At 71.5% G+C, this 24,788-nt stretch carries 19 protein-coding genes and 1 pseudogene; 11 read left to right on the forward strand and 9 right to left on the reverse strand.

What is annotated here, in order from left to right:
* Positions 1-73 precede the first annotated feature (73 nt).
* Positions 74-2,224 (forward strand): MMPL family transporter, encoded by a 2,151-nt coding sequence (locus ACIRD7_RS39180; RefSeq protein WP_403460779.1) that lies wholly within the window; start codon positions 74-76, stop codon positions 2,222-2,224.
* A 302-nt stretch (positions 2,225-2,526) separates the two neighbouring features.
* Here ACIRD7_RS39180 and ACIRD7_RS39185 read toward each other — a convergent pair whose 3' ends face one another.
* Positions 2,527-3,978: an ATP-binding protein gene (locus tag ACIRD7_RS39185; RefSeq protein ID WP_403460780.1), complete on the reverse strand. Its 1,452-nt coding sequence runs from the start codon at positions 3,976-3,978 to the stop codon at positions 2,527-2,529.
* The gene (locus ACIRD7_RS39190; protein WP_403460781.1) at positions 3,975-4,667 is read right to left on the reverse strand and encodes a response regulator transcription factor; all 693 of its coding nucleotides are present in this window, start codon (positions 4,665-4,667) and stop codon (positions 3,975-3,977) included. Before ACIRD7_RS39190 ends, ACIRD7_RS39185 begins: the two co-directional genes overlap by 4 nt.
* 1,042 nt (positions 4,668-5,709) lie before the next feature.
* On the opposite strand from ACIRD7_RS39190, the gene ACIRD7_RS39195 reads away from it, so the two are divergent.
* A complete protein-coding gene (locus tag ACIRD7_RS39195; protein ID WP_403460782.1) occupies positions 5,710-6,807 on the forward strand; it encodes a hypothetical protein in 1,098 nt (365 codons plus the stop codon).
* A gap of 11 nt (positions 6,808-6,818) precedes the next feature.
* Here ACIRD7_RS39195 and ACIRD7_RS39200 read toward each other — a convergent pair.
* The 6 genes and pseudogenes from ACIRD7_RS39200 to ACIRD7_RS39225 all read right to left on the reverse strand — a co-directional run.
* A pseudogene (locus tag ACIRD7_RS39200) lies at positions 6,819-6,978 on the reverse strand (alkaline phosphatase family protein); the annotation flags it as partial.
* A 281-nt stretch (positions 6,979-7,259) separates the two neighbouring features.
* On the reverse strand, positions 7,260-8,075 hold the full coding sequence (locus ACIRD7_RS39205; RefSeq protein ID WP_403460783.1) for a BTAD domain-containing putative transcriptional regulator: 816 nt from the start codon (positions 8,073-8,075) through the stop codon (positions 7,260-7,262).
* Between the two features lie 330 nt (positions 8,076-8,405).
* A complete protein-coding gene (locus ACIRD7_RS39210; RefSeq protein WP_403460784.1) occupies positions 8,406-9,620 on the reverse strand; it encodes an alpha/beta hydrolase family protein in 1,215 nt (404 codons plus the stop codon).
* Positions 9,617-10,303, reverse strand: a complete 687-nt coding sequence (locus ACIRD7_RS39215) for a TetR/AcrR family transcriptional regulator (RefSeq protein WP_403460785.1) — start codon at positions 10,301-10,303, stop codon at positions 9,617-9,619. Before ACIRD7_RS39215 ends, ACIRD7_RS39210 begins: the two co-directional genes overlap by 4 nt.
* 5 nt (positions 10,304-10,308) lie before the next feature.
* Entirely contained in the window at positions 10,309-11,916 is a 1,608-nt protein-coding gene (locus ACIRD7_RS39220) for a DHA2 family efflux MFS transporter permease subunit (RefSeq protein ID WP_403460786.1), read from the reverse strand.
* Between the two features lie 354 nt (positions 11,917-12,270).
* The gene (locus ACIRD7_RS39225; protein ID WP_403460787.1) at positions 12,271-12,963 is read right to left on the reverse strand and encodes a 4'-phosphopantetheinyl transferase family protein; all 693 of its coding nucleotides are present in this window, start codon (positions 12,961-12,963) and stop codon (positions 12,271-12,273) included.
* Between the two features lie 357 nt (positions 12,964-13,320).
* Here ACIRD7_RS39225 and ACIRD7_RS39230 point away from each other — a divergent pair, with 357 nt between their 5' ends.
* Genes ACIRD7_RS39230 through ACIRD7_RS39270 form a run of 9 tightly spaced genes read left to right on the forward strand, consistent with a single transcriptional unit; the run spans position 13,321 to position 23,905 of the window.
* Positions 13,321-15,138: a fatty acyl-AMP ligase gene (locus tag ACIRD7_RS39230; RefSeq protein WP_403460788.1), complete on the forward strand. Its 1,818-nt coding sequence runs from the start codon at positions 13,321-13,323 to the stop codon at positions 15,136-15,138.
* A 35-nt stretch (positions 15,139-15,173) separates the two neighbouring features.
* Complete coding sequence (locus tag ACIRD7_RS39235; RefSeq protein ID WP_403460789.1) at positions 15,174-15,506, forward strand: acyl carrier protein; 333 nt, start codon at positions 15,174-15,176, stop codon at positions 15,504-15,506.
* On the forward strand, positions 15,503-18,559 hold the full coding sequence (locus ACIRD7_RS39240) for a type I polyketide synthase (protein WP_403460790.1): 3,057 nt from the start codon (positions 15,503-15,505) through the stop codon (positions 18,557-18,559). Before ACIRD7_RS39235 ends, ACIRD7_RS39240 begins: the two co-directional genes overlap by 4 nt.
* A complete protein-coding gene (locus ACIRD7_RS39245; RefSeq protein ID WP_403460791.1) occupies positions 18,559-19,581 on the forward strand; it encodes a 3-oxoacyl-ACP synthase III family protein in 1,023 nt (340 codons plus the stop codon). Before ACIRD7_RS39240 ends, ACIRD7_RS39245 begins: the two co-directional genes overlap by 1 nt.
* Positions 19,578-21,512, forward strand: a complete 1,935-nt coding sequence (locus tag ACIRD7_RS39250) for an HAD-IIIC family phosphatase (RefSeq protein ID WP_403460792.1) — start codon at positions 19,578-19,580, stop codon at positions 21,510-21,512. Before ACIRD7_RS39245 ends, ACIRD7_RS39250 begins: the two co-directional genes overlap by 4 nt.
* Complete coding sequence (locus ACIRD7_RS39255) at positions 21,509-21,748, forward strand: phosphopantetheine-binding protein (protein WP_403460793.1); 240 nt, start codon at positions 21,509-21,511, stop codon at positions 21,746-21,748. The genes ACIRD7_RS39250 and ACIRD7_RS39255 overlap by 4 nt, the downstream gene beginning before the upstream one ends.
* On the forward strand, positions 21,745-21,996 hold the full coding sequence (locus ACIRD7_RS39260) for a hypothetical protein (protein WP_403460794.1): 252 nt from the start codon (positions 21,745-21,747) through the stop codon (positions 21,994-21,996). Before ACIRD7_RS39255 ends, ACIRD7_RS39260 begins: the two co-directional genes overlap by 4 nt.
* The gene (locus ACIRD7_RS39265; RefSeq protein WP_403460795.1) at positions 21,993-23,102 is read left to right on the forward strand and encodes an alpha/beta fold hydrolase; all 1,110 of its coding nucleotides are present in this window, start codon (positions 21,993-21,995) and stop codon (positions 23,100-23,102) included. The genes ACIRD7_RS39260 and ACIRD7_RS39265 overlap by 4 nt, the downstream gene beginning before the upstream one ends.
* Positions 23,099-23,905 (forward strand): thioesterase II family protein, encoded by an 807-nt coding sequence (locus ACIRD7_RS39270; protein WP_403460796.1) that lies wholly within the window; start codon positions 23,099-23,101, stop codon positions 23,903-23,905. Before ACIRD7_RS39265 ends, ACIRD7_RS39270 begins: the two co-directional genes overlap by 4 nt.
* Here the strand turns inward: ACIRD7_RS39270 and ACIRD7_RS39275 are convergent.
* On the reverse strand, positions 23,844-24,722 hold the full coding sequence (locus ACIRD7_RS39275) for an MBL fold metallo-hydrolase (RefSeq protein ID WP_403460797.1): 879 nt from the start codon (positions 24,720-24,722) through the stop codon (positions 23,844-23,846). The two genes, ACIRD7_RS39270 and ACIRD7_RS39275, sit on opposite strands and share 62 nt — an antisense overlap.
* Positions 24,723-24,788 lie beyond the last annotated feature (66 nt).

Raw genomic sequence — 24,788 nt, forward strand, 5'->3', positions numbered from 1 at the left:
AGTCGCCTCAGGTTCGCTCGCTAGGAAGTCGGCGTCCAGACAAGCGATGCAACCCGTATGTAGGAGGCTAGTGATGGCAGTCGACGCAGCGCCGTCCGGGGAAGCGCCGGCCGGCCGGTTGGCCGGCCGGTGGGTGCCCTGGTTGGTGATTGGCCTATGGCTGGTGCTGGCGGCGGGCATGGTGCCGCTGAGCGGGAAGTTGAGCTCGGTCACCACCGACAGCGCCGTGGACACCCTGCCGGCCAGTGCGGAGTCCACCAAGGTGGCGGTGCTGGACGACAGTCTCCCCGGCGGTGACAACAACACGTTCGTCTTCGTGTACCACCGCGCCGGCGGCATGACCGACGCCGACCGCGCGACGGTCGAACGCCACTACGACACCCTTGCCAAGCGGTACCCGCCGAAGGCGACGGCGGCGGCCGGCGAGGACGACGAGGGCTCACCGACGAGCCCCTCCACCAACGGCAAGGCGATGATGTTCACCCTCGAGGTGAGCACGACCTACGGCGCACCGGAGGAGATCGTCGGCCCGTTGCGTGACGCCGCGAAGGACCGCCCCTCCGGCCTGGAACTCGACGTGACCGGCCCAGGCGCGATCGACGGCGACATGGACGCCGTCTTCGACGGCATCGACGTGCAGGTCCTCCTCACCACCATCGTCGTCGTCACGCTCCTGCTCATCCTCACCTACCGCAGCCCGGTGTTGTGGATCATCCCGCTGGTGGCCGTCGGCGCGGCCGCACTGACCGCGATGGGGACCGTCTACCTGCTCGTCAAGGGCTTCGGCATCGTGGTCAACGACCAGAACTCGGCGCTGCTGACGATCCTGGTATTCGGCGTCGGCACGGACTACGCGCTGTTGCTCATCGCTCGATATCGGGAGGCACTGCACCACCATGAGAACGTCCGGGTCGCGATGGTCCACGCGCTACGCGGCGCGGCGCCGGCCATCGTCGCGTCCGCGGCCACCGTGGTCGCCGGCCTGCTCTGCCTGCTCGTCGCGGACCTGAACAGCACCAGCGGGTTGGGCCCGATCGGTGCGGCCGGCATCCTGTGCGCGCTGGTAGCCATGCTGACGCTCTTCCCGGCGGTCCTCGTGGTGCTCGGCAGGCGGATCTTCTGGCCTGCCATCCCGCGGTTCAGCACGGCCGCGGAGGAGAAGCCGGGGCTGTGGCGACGACTCGGCACCGCCATCAGCCGCCGCCGGTGGGTGGCGACGCTCGGCTCGCTCGGAGTCCTCGGCGTGCTCGCCCTCGGGCTGGCGGGCAACACCGGCGCCCTGCGGGAGCAGGACCAGTTCCTGTCCGCGCCGGAGTCGGTCACCGGCTTCACCGTTCTCCGCCAGCACTTCCCGGAGCTCGGCGGCCAGCCGATGACGATCTTCACGCGGCCGGCGCACCAGGAGCGGGTGCTCGACATCGTCGAGGACACTCGCGGTGTGGCCCTGGCCATCCCGGAGCAGACCAGCGGTGGCTGGGCCAACATCTCCGTGTTCCCGAAGGACGCGCCGGACACCGCCGCGGAGTACGACACGATCAAGCGGGTGCGCACCGCCGTGCACGCGGTGCGCGGGGCGGAGGCGATCGTCGGCGGGCCGAGTGCGGAGAACCTCGACACCGAGGAGACCACCAGCCGCGACGAGAAGCTGGTGATCCCGCTGGTGCTCGTCGTCGTCCTGATCGTCCTCGGGCTGCTGCTGCGCGCGATCCTGGCCCCGCTGGTTCTGATGGCCACCGTGATCGTCTCGTTCGCCGCGGCCTTCGGCGGCAGCGTGTTCGTCTTCGACACGATCCTCGGGTTCAAGGGTGTCGACTATTCGGTGCCGCTGCTGGCATTCCTGTTCCTGGTGGCGCTCGGCGTCGACTACAACATCTTCCTGGCCAGCCGGGCCCGGGAGGAGACCGTGCGTCTCGGCACCGGAGAGGGCATGCTCAAAGCCCTCTCCGCCACCGGTGGCGTCATCACCTCGGCAGGCCTGGTCCTGGCGGCCACGTTCGCGGTCCTCGTCACACTTCCGCTGGTGATGCTGATCGAGGTCGGGTTCCTGGTGGCCTTCGGCGTGCTGCTCGACGCCCTGCTGGTGCGGTCGGTCCTGGTGCCCGCCCTCACCCTGCTGATCGGCCGGCGGATCTGGTGGCCGAGCCGACTGTCCCGTCCAGCGGCGGAGCCGCCGGACGGTCAACAGTCACTCGCCGACGGCGAGGAGCCCGCGCTGCAACGGTGAGCGCGGCGGCACGGACAAGATCCGGGACGGGGCCCCAGGCCCGTCCCGGATCTTTTCATGGGCCCGACGGCCGCCGCCCTTTGGTCCTGCGCCGCGCCGCCGGGGCTGGGGTCGGCGCACCGCGTGTCCTGCCCCGGCGTTGAGCCGCGCGCGGCCATGCCCGACGGCCACCGCCCCCTTGTCCTGCGCCGCGCCCCCCGGGGCGGGTCAGCGCACCGCAGTGTCATCCCCGGCGTTGAGCCGCGCGCGGCCATACCCGACGGCCACCGCCCCTTCTCCTGCCCCGCCGCCCCCGGGGCGGGTCAGTGCACCGCGCTGTCATCCCCGACGGTGAGCTGGGCGATCGGGGCGGGCGGGGCCGCGGCCGGAAGGTCGATCCGAAGCAGCGCGCCACCGCGTGCGGAGCGGCCGACGGTGGCCCGGCCGCCGTGGGCGTCGACGACCCGCTGCACGATCGACAGCCCCAGACCGGATCCCGGCAACGCCCGGGCGCTGTCGGCACGGTAGAACCGGTCGAACACCCGCGGTACGTCGGCGGCGTCGATGCCCGGCCCGGCGTCGTCGACCTCGAGCACCGCCGACGCGCCCTCGGCACGGAGCCGGACCTGGACCGGCTGATCCGCGGGGGACCACTTGCCGGCGTTGTCGATGAGGTTGAGCACCGCCCGCTCGAGCGCAGCGGGACGCCCGCTCACCCACACGGAGGTCACGTCGAGAGCGACCTCGATGTCAGGCGCGCGGGAAGCCGCCCGGGTCGCGGCGGCCACCACCACGTCGGCGAGGTCGAGCACCTCGGTGCTCTCGTCGCTGACGTCACCGCGCGCCAGGTCGGTCAGCTCGGCGGCAAGGGTGCTCAACTCGGCCACCTGGGCGCCGAGATCGTTGAGCAGCCGGGTCCGGCTCTCCGCCGGCAGTGCGCTGTTCAGGGTGCCGCGCCGATCGAGCCGTATCAGCAGTTCGACGTTGAGGCGCAGGCTGGTGAGCGGGGTCTTGAGCTCATGGGCGGCGTCCTCGGCGAGCAGCCGCTGGGCCCGCCGGGAGTCCCGGAGCGCGGCGAGCATCTCGTTGATCGACTGGATCAGCCGCCGGATCTCCCCACCGCCCTCATCCGGGATGTCGGCATCGAGATCCCGGGTGCGCGCGACACGTACCGCGGCGGCGGTCAGCCGGTCGATCGGTGCCAGTCCGGTCCGCGCCACGGTCCGCCCCACAAGAGCGCCGCCGACCACGCAGAGCAGCCCGATCAGCAGCATGCCGAACCCGAACCGGTTGACCGGGCTGTCGTCGACGAAGCGGGCCACCTGGACCGCGCCGTCGCCCGCCCGCAGCGTGTAGATGAGGTAGCCGTCTTCGTCGCTGTCGTTCGACTCCATCAGGTCGGCCGACGCGCCCTGCGCCACGCGCCCGGCCTGCTCGCTGACCGGGGGCAGCGCGGGTTGGCCGGCCGGCGTCCGGATCGAGCCGTCGGGCAGGATGACCCGCACCAGCCGACCGGATCCGGGATACGGCGGTAGCTGGACCTGCGCCAGACCGGCGAGCTCCGCGTTCGTCGCCAGGACACGGGAGTCGGCGCGCAGCTGATTCTCGGCGGTCTTCTGCAGCTCCCGGCCCAGTAGCTCGCTGGCCACCTGGAAGGCCATGAACACGCTGACCGCGATGGCCGTCGCCGCGATCACCGTCACCCTGGCCCGCAGGGACCGTCGGCGCCACCATCGAATGAGCCGGCGCGGTTGCCGTCCGGCGGGCCCGCTCACGGAGGAGTCTCCCGCAACGTGTATCCCAGGCCGCGCAGCGTGTAGATCAATCGCGGCTCACCCTCGGCCTCCATCTTGCGGCGCAGATAGCTCACGTATACCTGGAGGTTGTTGGCGGTGGAGCTCATGCCGAAGCCCCAGATCGCCTCGAACAGCGCGTCGCGGGTCAAGACCCGGGTCGCGTTGCTCATGAGGGCCTGCAGGAGGGAGAACTCGGTCCGGGTCAGGCGCAGCGGCCGCCCGCCACGCCACGCCTCGAACCTGTCGGGATCGAGCCGGATGTCGGCGAACGACAGGATCTGCGACTCCTCGTCGGTCGGCGTGCGCCGGCGCAGCAGGGCCCGCACCCGGGCCAGCAACTCCTCGGTGGCGAACGGCTTGGGCAGGTAGTCGTCGGCGCCCGCGTCCAGCCCCGCGACCCGGTCGGAGACCTGGTCACGGGCGGTCAGCATCAGCACCGGCAGATCCCGACCCGCGGCCCGCAACCGCCGGCAGGTCTCCAACCCGCCGAGGCGGGGCATCATCACGTCGAGGATCAGCAGATCCAGCGTGTCACCGCCGGCCCCACCGACCCCGTCGAGTACGGCGAGACCGTTGGCGACGGTGCTGGTGTCGTAACCCTCGACCTGGAGCACCCGCTCCAGCGAATCCCGGATGGCCGCTTCATCATCCGCGATCATGATCCGCACGCCGGCCCGCCCCCTTCCAGTCGATGTTTTTGCCGCTCATTGTCCCCGATCAACCTGAGGCCAGGATTAGAGCGTCGCTGGGAACCGCGCTCTTACGGATACCTGAGAGGGCGGTATGAGATCCGGTCGGTGATTTGTCGTCGCATGAACGTGTGGGACTGCGGCATCTCAGCCGGTCGGCGGGCTCGGGCGTGCAGGGCTGGACACGCGTGAGTGTCCGATGGGCAGTGGGCGCTGATCAAGTCGGTGATCACCGCATGGAAGGCCGCACACCCCTCGATCAGCGACCACCAGGGCCGGTACGAGATGCGCGCTCCTCCACCAGGGCCGCACCGGCTGCCAGTGGGACCTGCTCCCGCACGATTGCCGCCGCGCGGCGCGGTGATGTACTACTTCGCCAAGTGGCGCGGCGACGGCACCGACCAGAGCCGGTCACAGCGCTGTTGGCCCCCGCAGACCTCCTGGCCTTCGAACTCACGGCCGACGGATTATGAGTCCGCCGCACTACGTCCAGCCCATCTGAACCATGGCCGATCAGAGACAAGGCCCGCTGCCAGGACGACACAGCAGCACCCCCGCCTTCGGCTTCATCGTTCGCCGCATCGCTCGATGTCAGCTGCGGGTGCACTGCAGAGTGCGAGCCGGACTCGTTTGGTTCCGTCGTACTTCAGACCCACAGTCGGCACCCTCGTCACGCAAGGAACGACAACCGCACCTGCCGACGAGGATTGTTCTTGTTCGTGTCCGCCAACCTCGCGGATGCCAGGACAAGCCCGACCCTATCGACACGCCTCCCGGGGCTGTCTTCGAGGTCTCGCAGGAGCCGGCGGCTGCGGGATCACCCCACTGCGCTCTCGGTCCGGCGCGTGATGCCCTCGAAGGCGTCGAGTGGCTTCCGGTCAGGTTGGGGCAAGGCGGCCCCCGCCACGATCTGGTGCCCCCGCGCGGACTGCTCCTTCATCCGGCTACGCAGCCCGGCTGCCCAGCGGCCCGCCGGGGCGCGCATCATCAAAGGAGGGGAGACCATCGACGAGGAGTTGCGATGAGGTTGTCGTTCCTTGACCCCCTCTACGCGGAGCCGGGCCCGTTCGCCTCCGTGTACCTGGACACCTCCCGAAACGTCGCCCATCCCGAGCGGGCGATCGCGCTGCGCTGGCGGCGACTGCGCGAGAGTCTGTCCCATCAGGGCTCGGACCGGGCGCTGCTGAACGTACTGGAGGAGGTGGTCGGCGCCGACACAGAGGTGCCGGGGGTGCACGGTCAGGCCGTCTTCGCCACCCACGGCACGGTCGTCCTGGCCGGGGAGCTGCCCAGGCCGCCCGAGCACGACTCCGCGCGCTACAGCACCCTGCCGCACGCGATACCCCTGGTCACCCAGCACCTTCCGGAGATCCCCTACATGGCCGTAGTCGTCCACTACGGCGGCCTTCCGACCGCCGAGACCCACGGCTGGGTGACTCTGGAGGCGGAAACCGGCACCTGGCCCGCCTCCACCGTCACGCCGGGTGAGCGGCTGCACCGCAGGGTCGCGGTGGCGACCTGGCACCGCACCTGCCTCCGGCTCGGCCACCGGCTGGACGAACGGGCGCGGCGCGCCCATGCCGACGCCGTCGTCGTGGGCGGGGACGAGTGGGCGTGCAACGTACTGATCCGCCGCCTGCCGCACACCCTGCGGGACAAGGTCGTACGCGTGGGCGGCCGGACCCCCACCGACACCGGACGCGCCCTGTTGGAGCAGCAGCTCGATGGCGTCTTCCGCGGCCGCATGGCCGCGCACGACCGGGAACTCGTGGACATCTTCATCGGCCGGCGTGCCCTGGCCGGACCCATGACGGAGGGGCTGGCCGCCACCGTCGCCGCCCTCCAGCGTGGCCAGGTCGCGGCACTGCTGCTGAACCGGCCACCAGGATCTTCGCTACAGCTCTGGGCGGGCTCCCAGCCCACTCAGCTCGCCCTGACCGAGGCGGAGCTGATGTCCTTCGGCGTGCGGGCCCCGCGCGAGGAACGCGCCGACGAGGCCCTCGTCCGGGCCCTCGTCGGCACCGGTGCCGAGCTGGTCGTCGTACCGGAGAGCGAGCTGAGGCTGTACGAGGGCGTGGGCGCCCTGCTGCGGTACGCCGACCCGGGGACCCCGTCCTGACGCCGACGCTGCGCCACTACGAGCATCGGCACACGCCGGCCGAGTCCGTACGGTCCGGCCGTGCCGACTCGCATCGCCCTGGCAGAGGTCCGGGCCGACATCAACCGTGGACTTGCCCTGCACCGCGGACCGCGGCGGGAACGGCGGCACGAGGTGGTCGAAGAAGCCGGCGTCGGCGCGGTGGGTGGCGAGAAACGCGTTCGGGTGAGGGCGTGACGTGATCAAGGGCTGGAACGGGGGCAATGGCGGGCTGCGCGGAGTGGGTTCGACGGACTTCCGAGACCAGCACCAGGGCCACGGTCACGGCACCGTGGCCGGTGCCGGCTCGTACACGGCCGAGCACGGCATCCCAGCTCCCCCCGCTGGCGCGGGGGTCAACTGCACGCTATCCGTGGGCAGTTAAGCGACTGCAAATGCCGTATAAAGCACGCACGGGTGCGCGGCCCCGCGTTTCAGCGGATGGCGGGGATGACGCCGGCGGCCTCCAAGCGTGCCGGATCCGCCCGGAGTATGGCCTCGTGGGCGAGGCGCAGGGTGGGCCCCGGCTCGACGCCGAGCTCCTCTCTGATCATCCGGCGGGCGCCGCGGTATGTCTCCAGCGCGTCCCCCTGACGGCCCGCCCGGTACAGGGCGACCATCAACTGGCGGTAGAAGGGCTCCCGCAGCGGATGCCTGACGAGGAGGCCCTTCAGGTCCTCGATCACCTCGTGATGGCAACCGAGTGCCAGCGTGGAGTCGATGCTCAGCTCGGTGCAATTCAGCCGCTTTTCCTCGTGCACGGCCGCGAACGATTCGATGTCCAAAGACCCTTGAATTCCCTCCAGAATAGGCCCCCGCCACAGCGACGACGCCCTGCGGAGAAGTTGGGAGGCATGCAGAAAATCGGCCGCGCCGTATCGTTCTCGGCCACGAGTGTAGAGCGCTTCGAATTCTTGGAAATCTGTTGTGGCGCCGCTCACATCGAGGATGTATCCCGGCGATGTCGTGACGATCGGAGACGTTCCTCCGGGTCCGTTCAGGATTTTCCGCAACTGTGAGACGTACACGCGCAGACTCGCGAAGGCGCAGCGCGGCGGACCCTGCTCCCAGAGTTCCGCCACGAGCTTCTCCCCCGGTACGGTCTTGCCCGCCCTGATCAGCAGCAGGGCGAGCAGTTTGGTGAGCTTGGGCTGCTCGGGCGTCAGGTCGACTCCGCCACGGGTGACCCGCAGCCGCCCCAGCAGCTCGTAGCGGAGCGCAAGGTCGGCCTGTAAACAGGGCACGGACACGACAACCCCCCGAATGCGCGAAACGCATTCAATTAAGATTCCGGTTCCCCCGCTCGACCCCAGGCATGGGGCCCCATATGGGACAGCAGATTCCTGCTATGCCGTGCAGCATATGCGAGGTCGTTGCATGGTGCCAGTGCGTTCCGTTACACAACCATTAAGGAGAATGAAAATCTGATGGCCCGGATACGGGTGGCCGGAGAAATATCCACCGCCACCTACCGGTGGCCGAACGATATTCAGCCAAGAGCCCGGCCCGCCGGTGAGCGGGCCGGGCTGTCCGGGCCGAGAGCATGCTCGCGTCTGCGCCGCCGGTCGGGCGGCCGCCGGTCAGGCCGCCGCCGGCCGTTCCGCGCCGAGTGTCTCCATCAGCCAGGTGAAGAGCCGCTCGTGGAACAGCCGCATCGCACCCGAGTGGCAGTGCGCCCCACCCCCCTCGTCGGCCGTGAACACATGCAACGTCTTGGGCGAGTTGAGCCCTGTGTACACCTTCTTCGCGTGCTCCAGACCGGCGAAGAACAAGTCCTCCTCCGCGTCGAGGACGAGCACGGGGCTGCGTACTTGGCCGATCACCTCCGACAGACCGAACGCGGTCAGCCTGCGCAGCAGTTGGGACGGAGTGTCGGCGCCGAAGGTCCACAGCGTCTGCCGCAGGAGCCAGCGGGTGAAGGTCTGCCGGGCGGCGATCCCCCACATCACCGGGTCGGCGAAGTCGTCGCATCCCTGCTCGACCCACTCCAGGACAAACGGCGGCAGCCCCACGACGTCGCCCAGCTGCCAGACCGCGTCATGGGCGACGCAGCCGGCCAGCCGGTGCTCGAACGCCGCGGCCCGCACCGCGAGCAGGCCGCCGAGGCTGGTGCCCATCAGCGTCAGACGGTCGGGGTCCACGCCGGGCAGGGACAGTGCGTGGTCCACGACCGGCGTGACCACCTTCTCCCAGTCGGGGCGGAAGACCAGCCCCTGCTCGCGCAGGACCGACCCCTGCCCGGGCCCCTCGAAGCACAGACAGTGGTACCCGCGGGCGAGGGCCGCCGCCGCCACGAAGAAGTAGCCCTCCTCGACGGTGGAGTCGAGGCCGCCGTGGTGGATGATGGTCGGCCTGGGCTCGCCCGAGTCGTCCGCCCGGTAGAAGTAGGCGGGCAGTGACGTGTCCTCGTAGGGGATGCGGACGAACTCGGGCGGCCGGTCCATGAGTTCGGTCGCGTCGGCGAAGGTCTCCCGGGACAGCCGCATCAGTCGCAGGGCCTCCGGGTCCCCTGGTTGCTCGCGCTGGAAGAACTCGGCGGTCCGGTAATAGTTGTGCGCCCGCAGCAGGGCGGAGCGGGCGTCGACGGTGCGGCCCTCGTCGCGGGCTGCGGTGCCCAGCCGGTGCACGCGTTCGGCGAGCGTGGCCCATGCCTGCCGCCAGGCTTCGGTGTCGCCGTCGGGGATCTGTGCGGCGACTGCGATGACCTCGCCGAGCTGCGCACCGCCGTAATCGGCGTAACCGGCGGTGCGCAGCGCCTGGTAGTCGAAGGCCGGGTCGTCGAAGAGGAACTTCATAACTGCGGCTCCTGTGGTGGTGGGAGGTGATCCTGTGCCGTGCCGGGGCCTGTCCCGGCACGGGTGGTGCGGGTTCCGTTCAGAAACGTGTCGACGATCGACTCGGCGAACGCCACTGATTCCACGGGGCGTTGACGAAGGATCAGTCGAGCGGCCATCGGACCGGTGAGCAGTTCGACCGCGTCGTTCAGGTCGAGGTCGGCGCGCAGCTCACCGCTCGCGACGCCGTCCCGCAGCGCCCGCAGCATGGCTTCGCGTCGTGCGGCGACGACGGTGTCCTCGAACCTCTCGACCAGCTGCGGGCGGCGCACCGCCTCACCGAGCAGGCTGCCGATCAGGCGGTGCAGGTTGGTGTCCTGGCCTCGGTGGCGCAGTTGGTCCACCAGGGCCACCAGCCGGTCCCGCAGGCCGAGCCCTTCCAGCGGCGGCACGGGGAGATCGAGGGTGCTCAGCGCGGCCAGCACCAGCTCCTCCTTGTTGCGCCAGCGGCGGTAGATGGTGGCCCGGGCGACACCGGCGCGTTGGGCGACCAGGTCCATGGACAGGTCGCCGAAGCTGCATCCCTCGCTGAGCAGGCCGAGCGTGCTGTCCAGGATCGCCCGGTCGGCGGCGGGGTCGCGCCGGCGGCCGCCCCGGGGAGTTTGTCCCGGGGCGGCCGCCGGACGGTCGACGTGTGGCGGCATGCGGTTCAGACCTCCGTGGTGTGGATCTCTTTGTCGGCGATCGGCTCGTCGGCGCCGGGCGTCCCGGCTGTCGTACGGGAAGGCAGGAGCAGCAGGCAGACGAGGGCGCCGAGGAAGGTGACGCCGGCGGCGACGAGGGCCGTCAGGTGCATCGCGGACACGAACGCGTCGACGGCGCGGGCCGCGAGCGCGGAGCCGGGTGCCCCCAGCTTCTCCGCGGCGGTGAGGGTGGCCGCGACGGACTCCCGCGCCGTGTCGCGGACCGGGGCGGGCAGCGGCGTCAGGTGGTCCTCGACCCGGGAGCGGTAGGCAACGGAGAGCACCGAGCCGAGGACCGCGACGCCGAGGGCGCCGCCCACTTGTCGGAAGGTGGTGCTGACCGCCGCTCCGGTACCCGCGCGGTCCCGGGCTACGGCGGACATCGCGGCGGATGTCGCGGGGGGCATGACGCAGGCGATGCCGATGCCCATGACGAAGAGGACGGACTCGATGACCCAGACCTCGGTGTGTTCGTCGATGGTGGCCACGGCGAGGAAGGCGAGCGAGGCGAGCAGCATGCCGCCGGCACACACCGGCCGGACCCCCACGCGCTTGGCGGCGAGCGTGGCCGGCGGCGAGAACGCCAACTGGGCCACGGCCAGGGGCAGCAGCAGGCAGCCGGCCTCCAGCGGGGTCCAGCCACGGACGCTCTGCAGGTAGAAGACCAGGAAGAAGGTGGCGCCGAGCAGGGCGAAGAAGACCAGGCCGATCACGGTCACGGCGGCGGAGAAGCGGCGGTTGTGGAAGAGGGCGAGGTCCAGCGCGGGGCGCGCGCTGCGGCGTTCCCAGAGAGTGAAGAGAGCCAGGACGGCGAGGCCGCCGAGCATCGGCCCCCAGACCGTGGCGTCCGCCCAGTCGTCCGACTCGCCGCCCTTGATCACGCCGTACACCAGGACGGTCAGGCCGGCCACGGAGAGGACGACGCCGAGGGGGTCGAAGCCGGTGCGCTCGGGATCGCGGGACTCGGGTACGACGAGCAGGGTGGCGACGGCGCCGATCACGACGATGGGCAGGTTGATCAGGAACACCGAGCCCCACCAGAACCGTTCGAGCAGGGCACCGCCGGTGATGGGCCCCAGCGCGACGGCGAGTCCGGCGGCGCCCGCCCAGACGCCGATGGCCTTGGCGCGTTCGGCGGGCGGGAAGACGGCCATGATGATCGCGAGGGTGGCGGGCAGTACGAGGGCGCCGCCGACGCCCAGCCCGGCCCGGGCGATGATCAGTTCGTCGGCGCTGTGGGCGTAGGCGGACCACAGCGAACAGCCGCCGAAGACGACGAGTCCGGCGAGCAGTGTGCGTTTGCGGCCGCAGCGGTCGGCGAGGACGCCGGTGGTGAAGAGCAGGGCGGCGAAGACGAGGGTGTAGGAGTCGATCGACCACTGCAGTTCGCTCTGCCTGGCCCCGAGGCCGACGGGTGCCGGCTCGGCGAGTGTCTTCAGGGCCACGTTCAGGATCGACGTGTCCAGGACGACGAGGAGGAGGCTCACCAGCAGCACCGCGAGGACGCGCCACCGGTGCGGGTGCGCGGTCTGCGGGGTGTGCTCGGCGAGCTTGAGGCGGGGCTGAGATGTCACGGATTCCGCTCCTCGAAAGGAAGAGGGGTGCGTGAGCCGAGTGCCGTTCTACTGCCGTGTGTTGTCGAGGCTAGGCCTGGCGGGCAATCGAGTCAACGGTGTATCGAAACATCGTTGACTCGATTGCCGGCTCCCCGCTGGGGCGCACTTCCGCGAGCCCTCACGAGCCGTCCGGCCCGGCGCACTGCCGAGCAACCAGCCGTTCATCCCGGCAATTGGCGAGCCACCGCCCCTCCGGGGCCGGCGCGCGGCCGGACAACCGCCGTGCGGACCGGGCGCCCTGACAGTCGGCCACCGCCTTTCGATCCCGGACCGTTGCCGAAAGACCGTCGTACGGTGAGGCGCGCAGTCGGCCTACCCGCCTTCCGGGCCCAGCGCGCCGGCGACCACAAAGCGGCCCGCGACCTGGTCGCAGCGCAGGTGCCAGCCTCCTGCCGTCCCGTCCAACCGCCAGCCGCCGTCCCGCGGTTCGGGCCGGGGGCGCAGGCGGGAGAAGTCGTGCGCCAGGCCTACGCCGAGTGCCTTCGTGTAGGCCTCCTTCAGCGTCCACAGGCGTACCAGTCTCAGGTTCCGCTCGGCCGGCGGCAACCCGCACAGTTCCGCCAGTTCTTCCGGGTGGCAGAACTTCTCGGCGAGTCCGGGGACCAGCAGGGGGCGGTCCGAGGCCTCGACGTCCACGCCGATCCGGCGGCCGCGGGCGACCCCGACCACCAGCATGCCGGCCGTGTGGCTGATGCCCACATCCAGTCCGGCGGGCCGGTGCAGGACCGGGCGCCCGTGGCCGTCACGGCCCACGACCACCCGGTCCGGTGCGGTGCCCGCCACGACGGCCACCGCGTGGCGCAGCAGCAACCGGGAGCCCAGAAGCCTTGCCCGTACGAGGGGTTCGCGGGCCGTCCGGTAGCGCGGCCAGTCCGGGCCGAGCACCTCACGCACGGCCGACACCGTCTCCCCTCCGCTTCCCCAGTCGTCCAGCCGACCGTGGCAGACCGCGAATCCGTGCCGCAGCACGGCCTCATGGACCGCGCGCCAGCCCGACTCGGGCAAAGGGCCGACGGGGAGCGGTCTCCCGTCAGTTGGGGAACCTCCGGGAAGCGGCCCCCCATCAGGTGACGAGCCCCCGGGGGCCGCCCCCTCGAATGCCGCGTCCGAACCCACCATCGTCGTCCCCTTAGTCGCCTCCGTAGACACTGCGTGCCAGCACTGACTGTGCCAGTTCGCGCACCCACCGTTGTATCCGCTCGGACAACGACCGCACCGAGGACCCCAAACCCGTGACGTGCGCGCCAATTTCCGCTTTACGTCTCCTTTTCACGGCACATCAAGGCTGATGTCACCGGGTGGCACGCGGTGCCTCCCCAAGGTTCCACACCGCACCAGTACCAACCGCGGAAAGGACAGCCTGTGCCTCACCAGCCTGACCCCCGAACCTTGACGGACGCCGTACGAGCCGGCGTGGAACGCCATCCCGACCGTGCCGCCTTCGTGTACCTGCACGAGGACGGCCTGGGGATGAGGCCCGAGGAGCTCAGTTACGCCGAACTGGACCGGCGGGCCCGCGTCGTGGCCGCCCGGCTGCGCCAAGCGTCCAAGGGCGACCCTTCTCGCCCGGTCCTGCTGCTCTACCCGCCGACCCTGGACTTCGTCACAGCCTTCCTGGGCTGCTTCTACGCCGGCCGTACGGCCATTCCGGCCCCACTGCCCGACGAGCCCGGCGAACGGCTGGCCCGGGTCAGCGGCATCCTGCGGGACGCCAAGGTGGGAGCGGTCCTGACCCTCCCCCACTACCGGCAGGCCATCAGCGCCTGGCTGGCCGCCTCGGGGGAGCAGGACGTGGTGTGCCTGTCAACCGGCGCCGACGAGGACGACGGCACCGATCCCGACCTGTGGACCCCGCCCCATGTACGCGGCACCGACGTGGCTTTCCTCCAGTACAGCTCCGGCTCCACCAGCGAGCCCAAGGGCGTGATGGTCACGCACACCAATCTCGCCGCCAACCAGGAGGCCATCCGTTCCGCCATGAAGACGCCGCAGGGTGTCGTGGCGGGCAGCTGGCTGCCGCTCTACCACGACATGGGGCTCATCGGCATGACGCTGCAGCCGCTGTGGGTGGGAGGCACCAGTGTGCAGATGTCACCGATCTCGTTCATCAAACAGCCGGGGCGCTGGCTACGCATGATCCACGACTACCGGGTGGAGGGCACCGCCTCGCCCAACTTCGGCTACGAGCTGTGCGTCCGGCGCGTCTCCGAGGAGCAGTCGGCGGGGCTGGACCTGTCCAGCCTGCGGGTGGCGCTCAACGGGGCCGAGCCCGTGCGCGCCGACACCCTGCGCGCCTTCGTCCGGCGCTTCGCCGGCAACGGACTGCGCGCCGAAGCCGTACTGCCCTGCTACGGCCTGGCCGAGAACACACTGCTGGTCTCCGGCAACGACCCCGAGTCACCGCACCTGGAACTCGCCGTCGACGCCCAGGCCCTGGAGCAGGACGAGCTGCGTCCCGCCCGCACCGACCGCCCGAGCCGCACCCTGGTCAGCTGCGGCCGCCCGAAGGACACCGAAGTGCTGATCGTGGACCCGATGACCCTGCGGGTGCTGCCCGGCGGGCAGGTCGGCGAAATCTGGCTGCGCGGACCGTCGGTGGCCGCCGGCTACTGGAACCGGAGCGAGCTCACCGCCGAGACCTTCCGGGCGGTGACGGCGGACGGCCGGGCGGGCTGCTTGCGCACCGGCGACCTCGGGGCGCTGCGCGACGGGGAGCTCTATGTCACCGGGCGGATCAAGGAGATGCTCATCCAGCACGGCCGCAACCTCTACCCGCAGGACATCGAGCAGGCCGTTCAGGAGTCCGGGGAGGCGTTCCGGCGTGGCGGCGGCGCGGTGTTCAGCGTCACCGACGCGGCGTCCGAACGCGCCCACGTGGTCGTGGTGCAGGAGCTCAGGGCCCGGGCGACCAGCGACGAGGAGGCCCTGGCCCGCCTCGCCGCCTCCGTGCAGGCGCTGCTCAGCCGCCAGTTCCAGCTGCCCGCGGTGAGCGTGGTGCTCGTACGGCCCGGGGTGATCCGCAAGACCACCAGCGGCAAGACGCAGCGCACGCTCATGCGGCGGCTCTTCCTCGACGGCGGCCTGCCCGTACTGCACCAGCGCCTGGCACCCGCGGTCGTCGCCCTGCTGCCCGCCACGGACGCGGCACCCGCGCCCGCCGCCGTGTCTCCCCGCCCCTGAGATCCGCGTCCGAGATCCCGAGAGAGAAGTACGCCATGAGCATCGCCCCCGACACGCGTACCGCCACCCCCCAATCCCTGGACCGTCCCTCGCCGCAGGGGAACGCCGCCGACCTCGAGCTGTGGCTGACCGAACGGGTGGCCTTCCACCTGCACCGGGCGTGCGACGAGATCGACCCCGACACTCCGCTCGCCGACTACGGCATCGACTCGGTCGCGGCCATCAGCATCTGCGGCGAGATCGAACAGCACTACCGGCTCGCGGTCGCCCCCACCATCGCGTACGACTTCCCGACCGTCCACGCGATCACCGGTCACCTCGCCGAGCGCCTGGCCGACAAGGCGAAGCACGACGAGGAGCCCTCATGACCGAACGCGAACCCATCGCGGTCGTCGGCCTCGACTGCCGCTTCCCCGGCGCCCGCAACGCCCAGGAGTACTGGTCGCTCCTCATGGACGGACGCGACGGCACGGACCGCGTGCCCGAACAGCGCTGGGACGCCGACCGCTACTACGCCACTCCGTCGGCCGCCCCGCAGAGCACCCGCGAGGCCCGGCCGCGGGGCCGCAGCAACTCGGTGCGCGGCGGCTTCATCGCCGACCCCGATGCCTTCGACCCCGGCTTCTTCGGGATCGCCCCGCGCGAGGCCACCGCCATGGATCCGCAGCAACGGCTGCTGCTGCAGTGCTCGTGGCGGGCCATCGAGGACGCCGCGCTCGCTCCGCAGGACCTGGCCGGCACCGAGACCGGCGTGTTCGTCGGGGTGATGGCCAACGAGTGGGCGTACCTGCAACTCGCCGACTACGACCGGATCACCGCTCGTTACGGCTCGGGCAACGGCTACTTCATGGGCGCGAACCGCGTCTCGTACCACCTCGACCTCAAGGGCCCCAGCCTGGCGGTGGACACGGCCTGCTCCTCCTCGCTCGTCGCCGTCCACCTCGCGGTGAACGCGCTGCGCGCCAAGGAGTGCGACCACGCCCTCGCGGCCGGCACCAACCTGATCATGACGCCGGTCATCAACATCTTCTACGCCCAGGCCGGCCTCTCGGCACCGGACGGCCGCTGCAAGCCGTTCAGCGCCTCCGCCGACGGGATCGGACGGGCCGAGGGCGTGGCGGTGCTGGTACTGCGCAGACTGAGCGACGCTCTGGCGGACCGCCAGCCGGTGTACGCCGTGCTGAAGGAGACCGGGATCAACCAGGACGGGCGCAGCAACGGCATCACGGCGCCCAACCGCTGGGCGCAGCAGCGGCTCATCGAGTCCGTGTGGCGGCGGGCCGGCGTCACCGCCGATGACATCCGCTTCGTGGAGGCGCACGGCACCGGGACGCTGCTGGGCGACTTCATCGAGGTCCAGGCGCTCGGCGAGCTGACCAGTCGCCGCGGCGGCGGAAGCGTCGCTCTGGGCTCGGTCAAGAGCAATTTCGGGCACGCGGAGGGCGCGGCCGGGATCGCCGGGCTCATCAAGGCCGTCCTCGCACTGCACCACCGCACGGTGCCGCCGAGTCGGTTCGCCGACCACGAGAACCCGAAACTGGATCTGGCCGGGCGCCGGCTGTCCCTGTTGAGGTCGCCGCTCAAGCTGCCGTCCGGCACCGTGCACGCCGCGGTGAGCAGTTTCGGCATGGGCGGCAGCAACGCGCACGCGGTGCTGGGCTCCGCGCCCCACGCGGTCCACCACAGCCGGCACGCGGCACCGGGCGTGTTCACCCTCTCCGCCCGCACCCCGGAGCGGCTGCGCGCGAATCTGCTGGCGCAGGCCGACGCCCTGTCCCGCCGTCCCGGGAGCCAGCTGGCGCAGCTGTGCTGGACCAGCAACCGCGTCAAGTCCCGGCTGCCACACCGCGCGGCCGTGGCAGCGGGCGAACTGCCCACGCTGGTCGCCGGGTTGCGGGAGGCCGCGGAGCGCGCCGAGGGGACCGCGCGGGGGGACGGCGGGCGGCGAGGGGTGCCGTCGGTGGCGTTCGCCTTCACGGGGCAGGGCGCCCAGCACCCTCGTATGACCGCGTCCTGGTACCGATCGTGCCCCGCCTACGCGCGCCACCTCGACGAGATCGACACGCTGCTCGCCCCGCACACCGGAGTGTCCGTGCGCGACCAGGTGCTCGACGCAGACGCGGACGTCCAGGGCGCGCGGCTGGCCCAGCCCGCGCTGTTCGCCGTGGGGTACGCGATGGCCGCCACCCTGACCGAGGCCGGGATCAGGCCGTCGTACGTGATCGGGCACAGCATCGGCGAGTTCGCCGCCGCGTGCGCGGCCGGGGCGCTGGACGTGGCGGACGCGGCGCGGCTGGTCGCCCGGCGCGGGGCGCTGATGGAGAAGCTGCCCAAGGACGGCGGGATGCTCTCGGTGGGCCTGGCCGCCACGGAGGTGGAACCGCTGCTGGTGGGGCGGGCGCGGCTGGGCGTGGCCGCGGTCAACGGCCGGCGCAGCACCGTGATCGCCGGGGACCTCGACGAACTGGCCGCGGTGGAGAAGGAGTTGGCCGAGCGCGAGGTATCGGTCCGGCGGCTCACCGTCTCGCATGCCTTCCACTCGCCGCTGATGCGGCCCGTGGTCGAGGAGTTCCGCCGGGAGTGCGCGGACGTGTCCGACCGGCGGCCGGCGCTACCGGTGTTCTCGACGGTGTACGGCCGTGAGCTGAGCGGCGAGGAGACCATGGACGCCGATTACTGGGCGCGGCAGATCACCGAGCCGGTCCGGTTCGCCGAGGCCGCGGGCGCGCTCCTCGCCACCGGCGTCACCCATGTGGTGGAGATCGGCCCGCGCGCGGTGCTCACCCCGCTGCTGTCGACGTTGCGGGCGGACGGGGACCATGCCGTGAGCCTGCACAGCGCGCACCCGGGAGAGCACGCTCCCGGACACCGCCCCCAGCAGCTGTTCGGGGAGCTGTGGTGCGCCGGTCTCACGCCGGACTGGGACCTGCTGTACGACGCGGCGGACCGGGTGCCGCGCCGACTGCCGCCGTACCTGTTCGACGAGTCGTTCCGGTCCTGGCGCTCCGGTGCCGCCCCCGGACATCCGGAACCGTCCACGCCATCAGTCCCCCCTGGCGCGGACACCGCCGCGGTACCGAGTGGCGCGGACCGCGGGGAATCGTGCCCGCCGGCCCCGGCGGGGGACCTGCCGGACTCCCTCGCCGTGCTGACACGCCGTCTGGTGTGCCGGGTCGGCGGGCACGACCCGCAGCACGTGCACGACCACGACCGGCTCCACGAGGACCTGGGCTTCGACTCGATCCGGGTCATGGAGCTGAAGACCCGAATCGAGGACGCGCTGCCGCAGCTCGGGTCGCTCCCGATCGAGGACCTGCTCGCCAGCCTGCGCACGGTGGCCGACCTGGTCGCGTACCTGCGCGGCCAACTCCCCCACGGCTCCGCCACCCCCCTTCCCATGACCATGGAAGGAACACGTTGATGGCACCTCCCACCGCGTACCTGGCCTCGGTCGGCACCTGCCTGCCCGGGGACCCGGTGGACAACGCGACCCTGGCCAAACTCGTCGGCGTCGACGAGACATGGGCCGAGATGTTCACCGGCAACATCAGCCGGTACTTGGCCGTCGACCTGGCGACCGGCCAGACACGGCACAGCCTGGCCGACATCGCGACGACCGCGGCCGACCGGGCGCTGGCGGAGGCCGGCCTGGAGCCGGGGGACGTCGACTGCGTCGTCCTGGGCACGGCAACCCCGGACCATCTGATGCCCGCCACGGTGAACCTGGTCGCGGACCGGCTCGGCGTCGACAACGTCCCCACGTACCAGCTCCAGTCCGGTTGCGCCGGTGCCGTACAGGCCCTGGACGTGGCCCGCACCCTGCTGCTGGCCGGGCGCTGCACCACCGCGCTGGTGATCGGCGGTGACGTGTGTGCCAAGCATCTTCAGACGGACTTCGACCCCGGCAGCCGTACCTCCGCCGAACTCGTCAACTACGTGCTCTTCGGCGACGGGGCCGGCGCGGCCGTGCTCAGCACCGAGGCAAGGGGCCAGGGCATCGAGATCCGGCAGGTGCTCAACCGGCTGGTGGGCCTGGGCCGGGAGCCCGGCCAGGTCATCGACTGGTTCGGGCTCGGCGACCGGCACAGCGACCGCACGGCTGTCTTCGAGGACTACAAGGCGATCGAGGAGGCGGTGCCGGTCATGGCCGGGCAGATGTTCTGGGAGCTCCTCGACGACCTCGGCTGGAGCGCCGACGCAGTGGACTTCCTGCTGCCCCCACAGCTCTCCGGCCGGATGAGCGACCGCATCTCCGCGGGCATGCCCGCCCCGGAAGCCCGGCGTGTCAACGTGGTGCGCACCGTCGGGAACAACGGCAACGCCCTGCCGTTCCTCCAGCTCGCCGAGCTGCTGCGGCAGTGGGACGGCCCCGGGCGCGCGGTCGCGGTCGCCATCGAGTCCAGCAAGTGGATCAAGTCAGGTATCGCCCTGGAGCGTTCATGACCGAGACCGGGAACCGCACCTTCGGCGCCTCCGGCACCTGGCACGACCCCCAGGCTCTCGGCACCCTGCGCGCCCTGCATCGGGCGGGCACGCTCGCCACGGAGTACGGACGGGTACGGGCCCTGCTGGCACGCATGCCGGCGACCGACCTGCCGGCCGCGGGCCAGCTGCTGGCCCGGCTCGATGCGAAGGAGGTATGCCGCCACGCCGACGTGCCGGTGGTCACGGTCACCGTCACGGGCCACTCCACGGTGGCCCCCCTTGTGGCCCCCCTCACCGCCGAACTGGCCCGGCACGGTCTGCTGTTGGAGGCGAGAGTCGCACCGTACGGTTCTTATTTGCAGGACCTGATGCGGCCCGCGGCGGCCGGAGAGGAGCAGCCGCAACTCACGCTGTGTCTGCTCGACGCGCACACGGTCTTCGACGACGTCACCGTGCCCTGGCGGGTCGAAGACGTCGAGGCAGCGGCACGGGCCCGGCTCTCGCTCGTCGCCGGCGCCGTGCGCACCCACCAGGAGGCCGGGCGTGGCCTGCTCGTCCTCAACACCGTGCCGCTGCACCGCCGTTACACCCACCAGCTGGTCGACCTGCGCTCCCGCGCCCGGCTCGGCGCGGTGTGGCGGGACTTCAACCGCGGTCTGCTGTCCCTCGCCGAGCGACACCCCGGGGTGGTCGTCGTGGACCTCGATCCGCTGGTGGCCGAGGGCGTTCCCGCGTGCGATCCACGCACCTCGCAGTACGCCCGCGCCCGGCTGTCCGACGCGTTGCTCGCCGCCTACGCCCGGGAGGCCGCCCACGTCGTCCGCGCGCGCCTGGGCCGCACCCGCAAGTGTCTGGTGCTGGACCTGGACGGCACGCTGTGGGGAGGGGTGCTCGGGGAGGACGGGCCCGGCGGCGTCGCCCTCGGCTCCGGCCTGCGGGGCGAGGCCTTCCAGGAGTTCCAGCGGGTGCTCGGGCAACTCGGCGCGCAGGGCGTGCTGCTGGCGGTGAGCAGCAAGAACGACACCGACGCGGTACGCGAGATGCTGCGCACCCATCCGGCCATGGTGCTCCGCGAGGACGACTTCGTCCGCGTCAACGCCAATTGGAAGGCGAAGCACGACAATCTCCGCGACATCGCCGACCGGCTCGGGCTCGGCCTGGACAGCTTCGTCTTCGTCGACGACAGCCTCTTCGAGTGCGGGCTGGTCGCCGAGCAGCTGCCCGACGTCGCCGTCGTCCCCGTCGACGAGGAGCCCGCCCTGCACCCCGCGGCGCTGCTGGCCGACGGCTGGTTCGACTTGTTCGAGCTCACCGAGGCCGACCTGGAACGGGCCGGCCGCTACCGCACCGAGGCCCTGCGGCAGGAATTCCGCGAGGACTTCGGTTCCTACCAGGACTATCTCGAAGGACTCGGGCTGGAGGTCCTCCTGCGGCCGCCGGAGGAGTCGGAGATCGCCCGGGTCTCCCAGCTCACGCTGCGCACCAACCAGTTCCACCTGGCCACCGAACGCCTTCAGGTCCCGCAGGTGTCGGCGCGGATGAAGCGTCCGGGGCTGCACGTGATCGCGGTGCGGGCGCGCGACCGGTTCGGCGACCACGGCCTGGTCGGCGCCCTGTTCCTGCGGCGCGACGCGGAGGTGCTGCGCATCGACAACTTCGTCCTCAGCTGCCGGGTGTTCTCCCGGGGCATCGAGAGCGCCTGCGTGACGGCGGTGCTGGAGTTCGCCCGTGACACCGGCGCGGGCGCCGTGACGGGCCGCTATCGGCCCACGCCCCGCAACTCCGCGTTCGCCTCCTTCTACGCCGAGCACGGCTTCGCCGTCACCGGCACCGATCCGGACCACCCCGACGCCGTCACCCTGCGGCACGACCTCGGCGACATCACCCCTGCCCCCGCCCATCTGCGGCTGCAAGCCGCGTTCGGGCCGTTCGACGGAGACTCCGCATGACCACTGCCCTCGCCGACACCGAAGAGTTCCGCACTCTCCTGGAGGAGGAACTCGGCCTGCAGGTCCGGGCCGAGGACCTCGACCGCCCCCTGGACGACTTCCCCGACTGGGACTCGGTGCTGCTGCTGCGGCTGGTGACCGTCGTGGAGAACCTCGTCGGCCGGCCCATCCCAGTGGTCGACCTGCTGGAGACGAGGACCTTCCGGCAGATGTACGAAGTGGTGGCGGGCCGGTGACCACGCCCCAGGTCGATCCCGCACTCGTATCCGCCGAACCCGGAACCTGCCTGCACTTCCGCGCCCTGTTCCTCGACACCCAGCTGGACCTCGTCCTGTCCCCCGGCTTCGGCAGGCGGATGCGGGACGGCCTCGCCCGCCTCGTCACCGGCGGTGGGAACGGGCCGGGAACCGGCGGCGCGTCCGAGGTCCCGGCGCGTGTCCCGGAAGAGGCACGTGTCCCCGAAGAGAAAGGAACGGCCCGGTGATCCCCGTAGCCGAGTTGCGCAGGTTCGCCCTTCCCCACGCGTACGCCCAGGGCATCCCCGCAGATGTCGTCCACCGGGTGATGCGGAACCTCGATGAGGACGCCGAGGGCGAAGGCCCCGTCGTCTGGACCCACCAGTGGTCGTCGCTCGCGAAGGCGGCCGAGGCACGCGGCCGCGATCTGGACGCGGTTCGCTACTACACGATGGCCCGCTTCCCGTACGTCGACGGGCCGAGCCGGCAGGCGGCACAGAGCGCCGGTGTGGAGGCCTTCGACCGCTGGCGCAAACGCGTCCGCGGCATCTCCCGGCTCGATCTGCCCTTCGACGGGGCGGGCTTCGCCTGCTGGGCCGCCGGGCTGTCCCAGCGCAGCAGGCTCCCGCTCATCCTCGTTCTGGGCGGCGTCACCAGCACGAAGGAGCAGTGGGCCCCGGTGCTGGCCGAAGCCGACCGGCTCGGCGCGGCCGTCGTGGTCACGGAACTGCCAGGCGTCGGCGAGAACACCCTCACCTACGGATCGGACAGCACGCTCATGCTCACGTATCTCCTCGACCTGCTCGGCCGTGCCGCCGACGCCTCCCGTACCTGTGTCGTGGGCCTGAGCTTCGGCGGGCATCTCGCCCTGCGACACGCGCTGGAGGACGATCGCATCCGGGGACTGGTGACCGCCGGTGCCCCGGTGCGCGACTTCTTCACCCGCGCCGCGCACCGCACACCGCTGCCCCACCTGATGACGCTGACCCTGTCCCATGTGATGCGGACGCCGGTGGACCGGCTCCCGGCCGCCCTCGCCGACTGGGGCGTCGACGAGGAGCGGCTGACCCGACTGGACACCCCGGTCGCGTACGCGGCGAGCCGCGACGACGAGGTCGCGCCGCCGTCCGACGTCCGGTTGCTGGAGCAGACCGTGCCGCACCTGCGCCTGGTCGAGAACGACGCCCTCGGCGGCCGGCCCGACCAGGCTGCCGAGACCCGGCTGTGGCTGCTGTCGCAGGCGCTGCGCATGGCCGGCACGGCGAGCGGCGTCCGCCGGGCCGCCTCGGCCCGGGCCCAGGTCCTGCGCGCACGCCGCCGCCTCGCCCGTACATCGCCCGGAGCCCCTGCATGACCACTACGGCTCCGGCGTCCTGCCTCGGCCGGGCGCCCCGCGAGGGCGCCCGGCTCAGGCTGTTCTGCTTCCACCACGCGGGCGGCGGCGCCTCGTTCTTCAGCTCGTGGCCCGGTCGCCTTCCGTTCGACGTCGACGTCCTGCCGGTGCAGTTGCCGGGCCGCGAGGCGCGCTACCGCGAGCCCCGCTTCCAGGACGCCGGCGAGGTCGTCGAGGCCCTCGGGCGCGAGCTCGCGCCTCGGCTCGACGAGGGGCCCTGGGCCGCCTACGGCCACAGCATGGGCGCGATGGTGGCCTTCGCGCTGACGGCGGCCCGGCTGCGCGAGGGCGGCCGCCCTCCCGAGGCCCTGTTCCTCGGGGCGTACGCGGCGCCGTACGTGTCGCCGTCGCTGCCGCCGCCCGACCGGTACGACGACCACGAACTGGCCCGTCTCCTGGTGGACTTCGGCGGTCTGAGTCCGCGGTTCCTCGGACGGGACGACTGGCTGCGGGTGCTGCTGCCCATCCTCCGCGACGACCTGCGGGTCTGCGCGACCCACCACCGGGCGGGACTGCCGGACCCGGACGACGAACGGGCCCGGCTGCCGCTCCACGTCGAGGCTTTCGCGGGCGTCGACGACCCGCTCGTCACCCCGAGCGCGGTGCGGGCCTGGGGGAGGTACGTGAACAGCTTCCGCATGACCACCGTCCCTGGCGGTCACTTCTTTCCGCGCCAGGCACCCGATCCGTTCTTCGACCGGCTCAGCCCTTCGCTGGCCCGGCTTCTCGCGGAACTGGGCGCACCACCTTCGGCACCCGGTTGATGCGTCGTTGGATCTCGTCGGCGTTCTTCTCGTACAGCGTGGCCTGCTCCTGGACGCCCGGCATGACCCACAGCGGGCGTGACGAGGCTTCGGCGAAGCGGAGTCCAAGGGTGTCGGGCCGCAGTCCGGTCAGGGTGAGCGCGAAGGGTTCCAGGTAGTCGATGCCGGCATCCGAGGTGAGCCGGAACGGCCGGTCGTGGCCCGGGTAGACCACGTCGGACACGGTAAGGACCCGTTCGATGCTGCGGGCGGCCTGGTCGGCGTCCCAGAAGACCAGGGGGTTGCGTTTGGTGAGGGCGACGTACGCGAAGTGCAGGGCGTCGCCGGTGATGGTGGCGCGCCCCCGCTCGGTCTGCACGATCACGCCGATGCTGCCGGGCGAGTGGCCGGGCAGGCCGATGACGTCCACGCCCGGGATGATCTCCTCCCCGTCTATGACCTCGCGGACGGGGAGTTGTTCGAGGAGCAGCCCCGTCCAGGCGGGCGTGGCCCAGTCGTTGGCGTGCGGGGTGTGCGCGTACCGGCGCTCGTCGGGGTGGAGGACGAGGGTGGCCTGCGGGAACAGGTCGATGTTCTGGACGTGGTCCCAGTGGGCGTGGGTGAGGACGACGGTGTCGATGTCCTCGGCGTCGAGGCCGTGTGCGGCGAGCGCGTTCCACAGGAAGGGGCGGCGGCCGACGTGGGCGGCGTCGACGAGGATGTTCCGGTGCCGTCCGGCGGCGTCCGGGCCGCGTACCAGGAACACCCCGCAGAAGGCGGGATAGCCCTGGTCGGTGTCGATGGCGAAGCCGGGCAGGAGGATGTCGATCGTCGGCATGGAACTCCCTCGGTCGGTGGGCGGGTTGCCCGCTTTCACTGGTCCTGCAGGGCGGTACGGCCCGCT

Source organism: Streptomyces sp. NPDC093568 (assembly GCF_044764945.1).
Taxonomy (GTDB): Bacteria; Actinomycetota; Actinomycetes; order Streptomycetales; family Streptomycetaceae; genus Streptomyces.

Bases quoted from the DNA above. Each gene is read 5' to 3' on its own strand.
- ACIRD7_RS39240 (WP_403460790.1), top strand. From the start codon at position 15,503: ATGACCGAACGCGAACCCATCGCGGTCGTCGGCCTCGACTGCCGCTTC.
- ACIRD7_RS39255 (WP_403460793.1), top strand. From the start codon at position 21,509: ATGACCACTGCCCTCGCCGACACCGAAGAGTTCCGCACTCTCCTGGAG.
- ACIRD7_RS39210 (WP_403460784.1), bottom strand. From the start codon at position 9,620: ATGAAGTTCCTCTTCGACGACCCGGCCTTCGACTACCAGGCGCTGCGC.
- ACIRD7_RS39275 (WP_403460797.1), bottom strand. From the start codon at position 24,722: ATGCCGACGATCGACATCCTCCTGCCCGGCTTCGCCATCGACACCGAC.
- ACIRD7_RS39270 (WP_403460796.1), top strand. From the start codon at position 23,099: ATGACCACTACGGCTCCGGCGTCCTGCCTCGGCCGGGCGCCCCGCGAG.
- ACIRD7_RS39235 (WP_403460789.1), top strand. From the start codon at position 15,174: ATGAGCATCGCCCCCGACACGCGTACCGCCACCCCCCAATCCCTGGAC.
- ACIRD7_RS39180 (WP_403460779.1), top strand. From the start codon at position 74: ATGGCAGTCGACGCAGCGCCGTCCGGGGAAGCGCCGGCCGGCCGGTTG.
- ACIRD7_RS39195 (WP_403460782.1), top strand. From the start codon at position 5,710: ATGAGGTTGTCGTTCCTTGACCCCCTCTACGCGGAGCCGGGCCCGTTC.
- ACIRD7_RS39215 (WP_403460785.1), bottom strand. From the start codon at position 10,303: ATGCCGCCACACGTCGACCGTCCGGCGGCCGCCCCGGGACAAACTCCC.
- ACIRD7_RS39250 (WP_403460792.1), top strand. From the start codon at position 19,578: ATGACCGAGACCGGGAACCGCACCTTCGGCGCCTCCGGCACCTGGCAC.
- ACIRD7_RS39245 (WP_403460791.1), top strand. From the start codon at position 18,559: ATGGCACCTCCCACCGCGTACCTGGCCTCGGTCGGCACCTGCCTGCCC.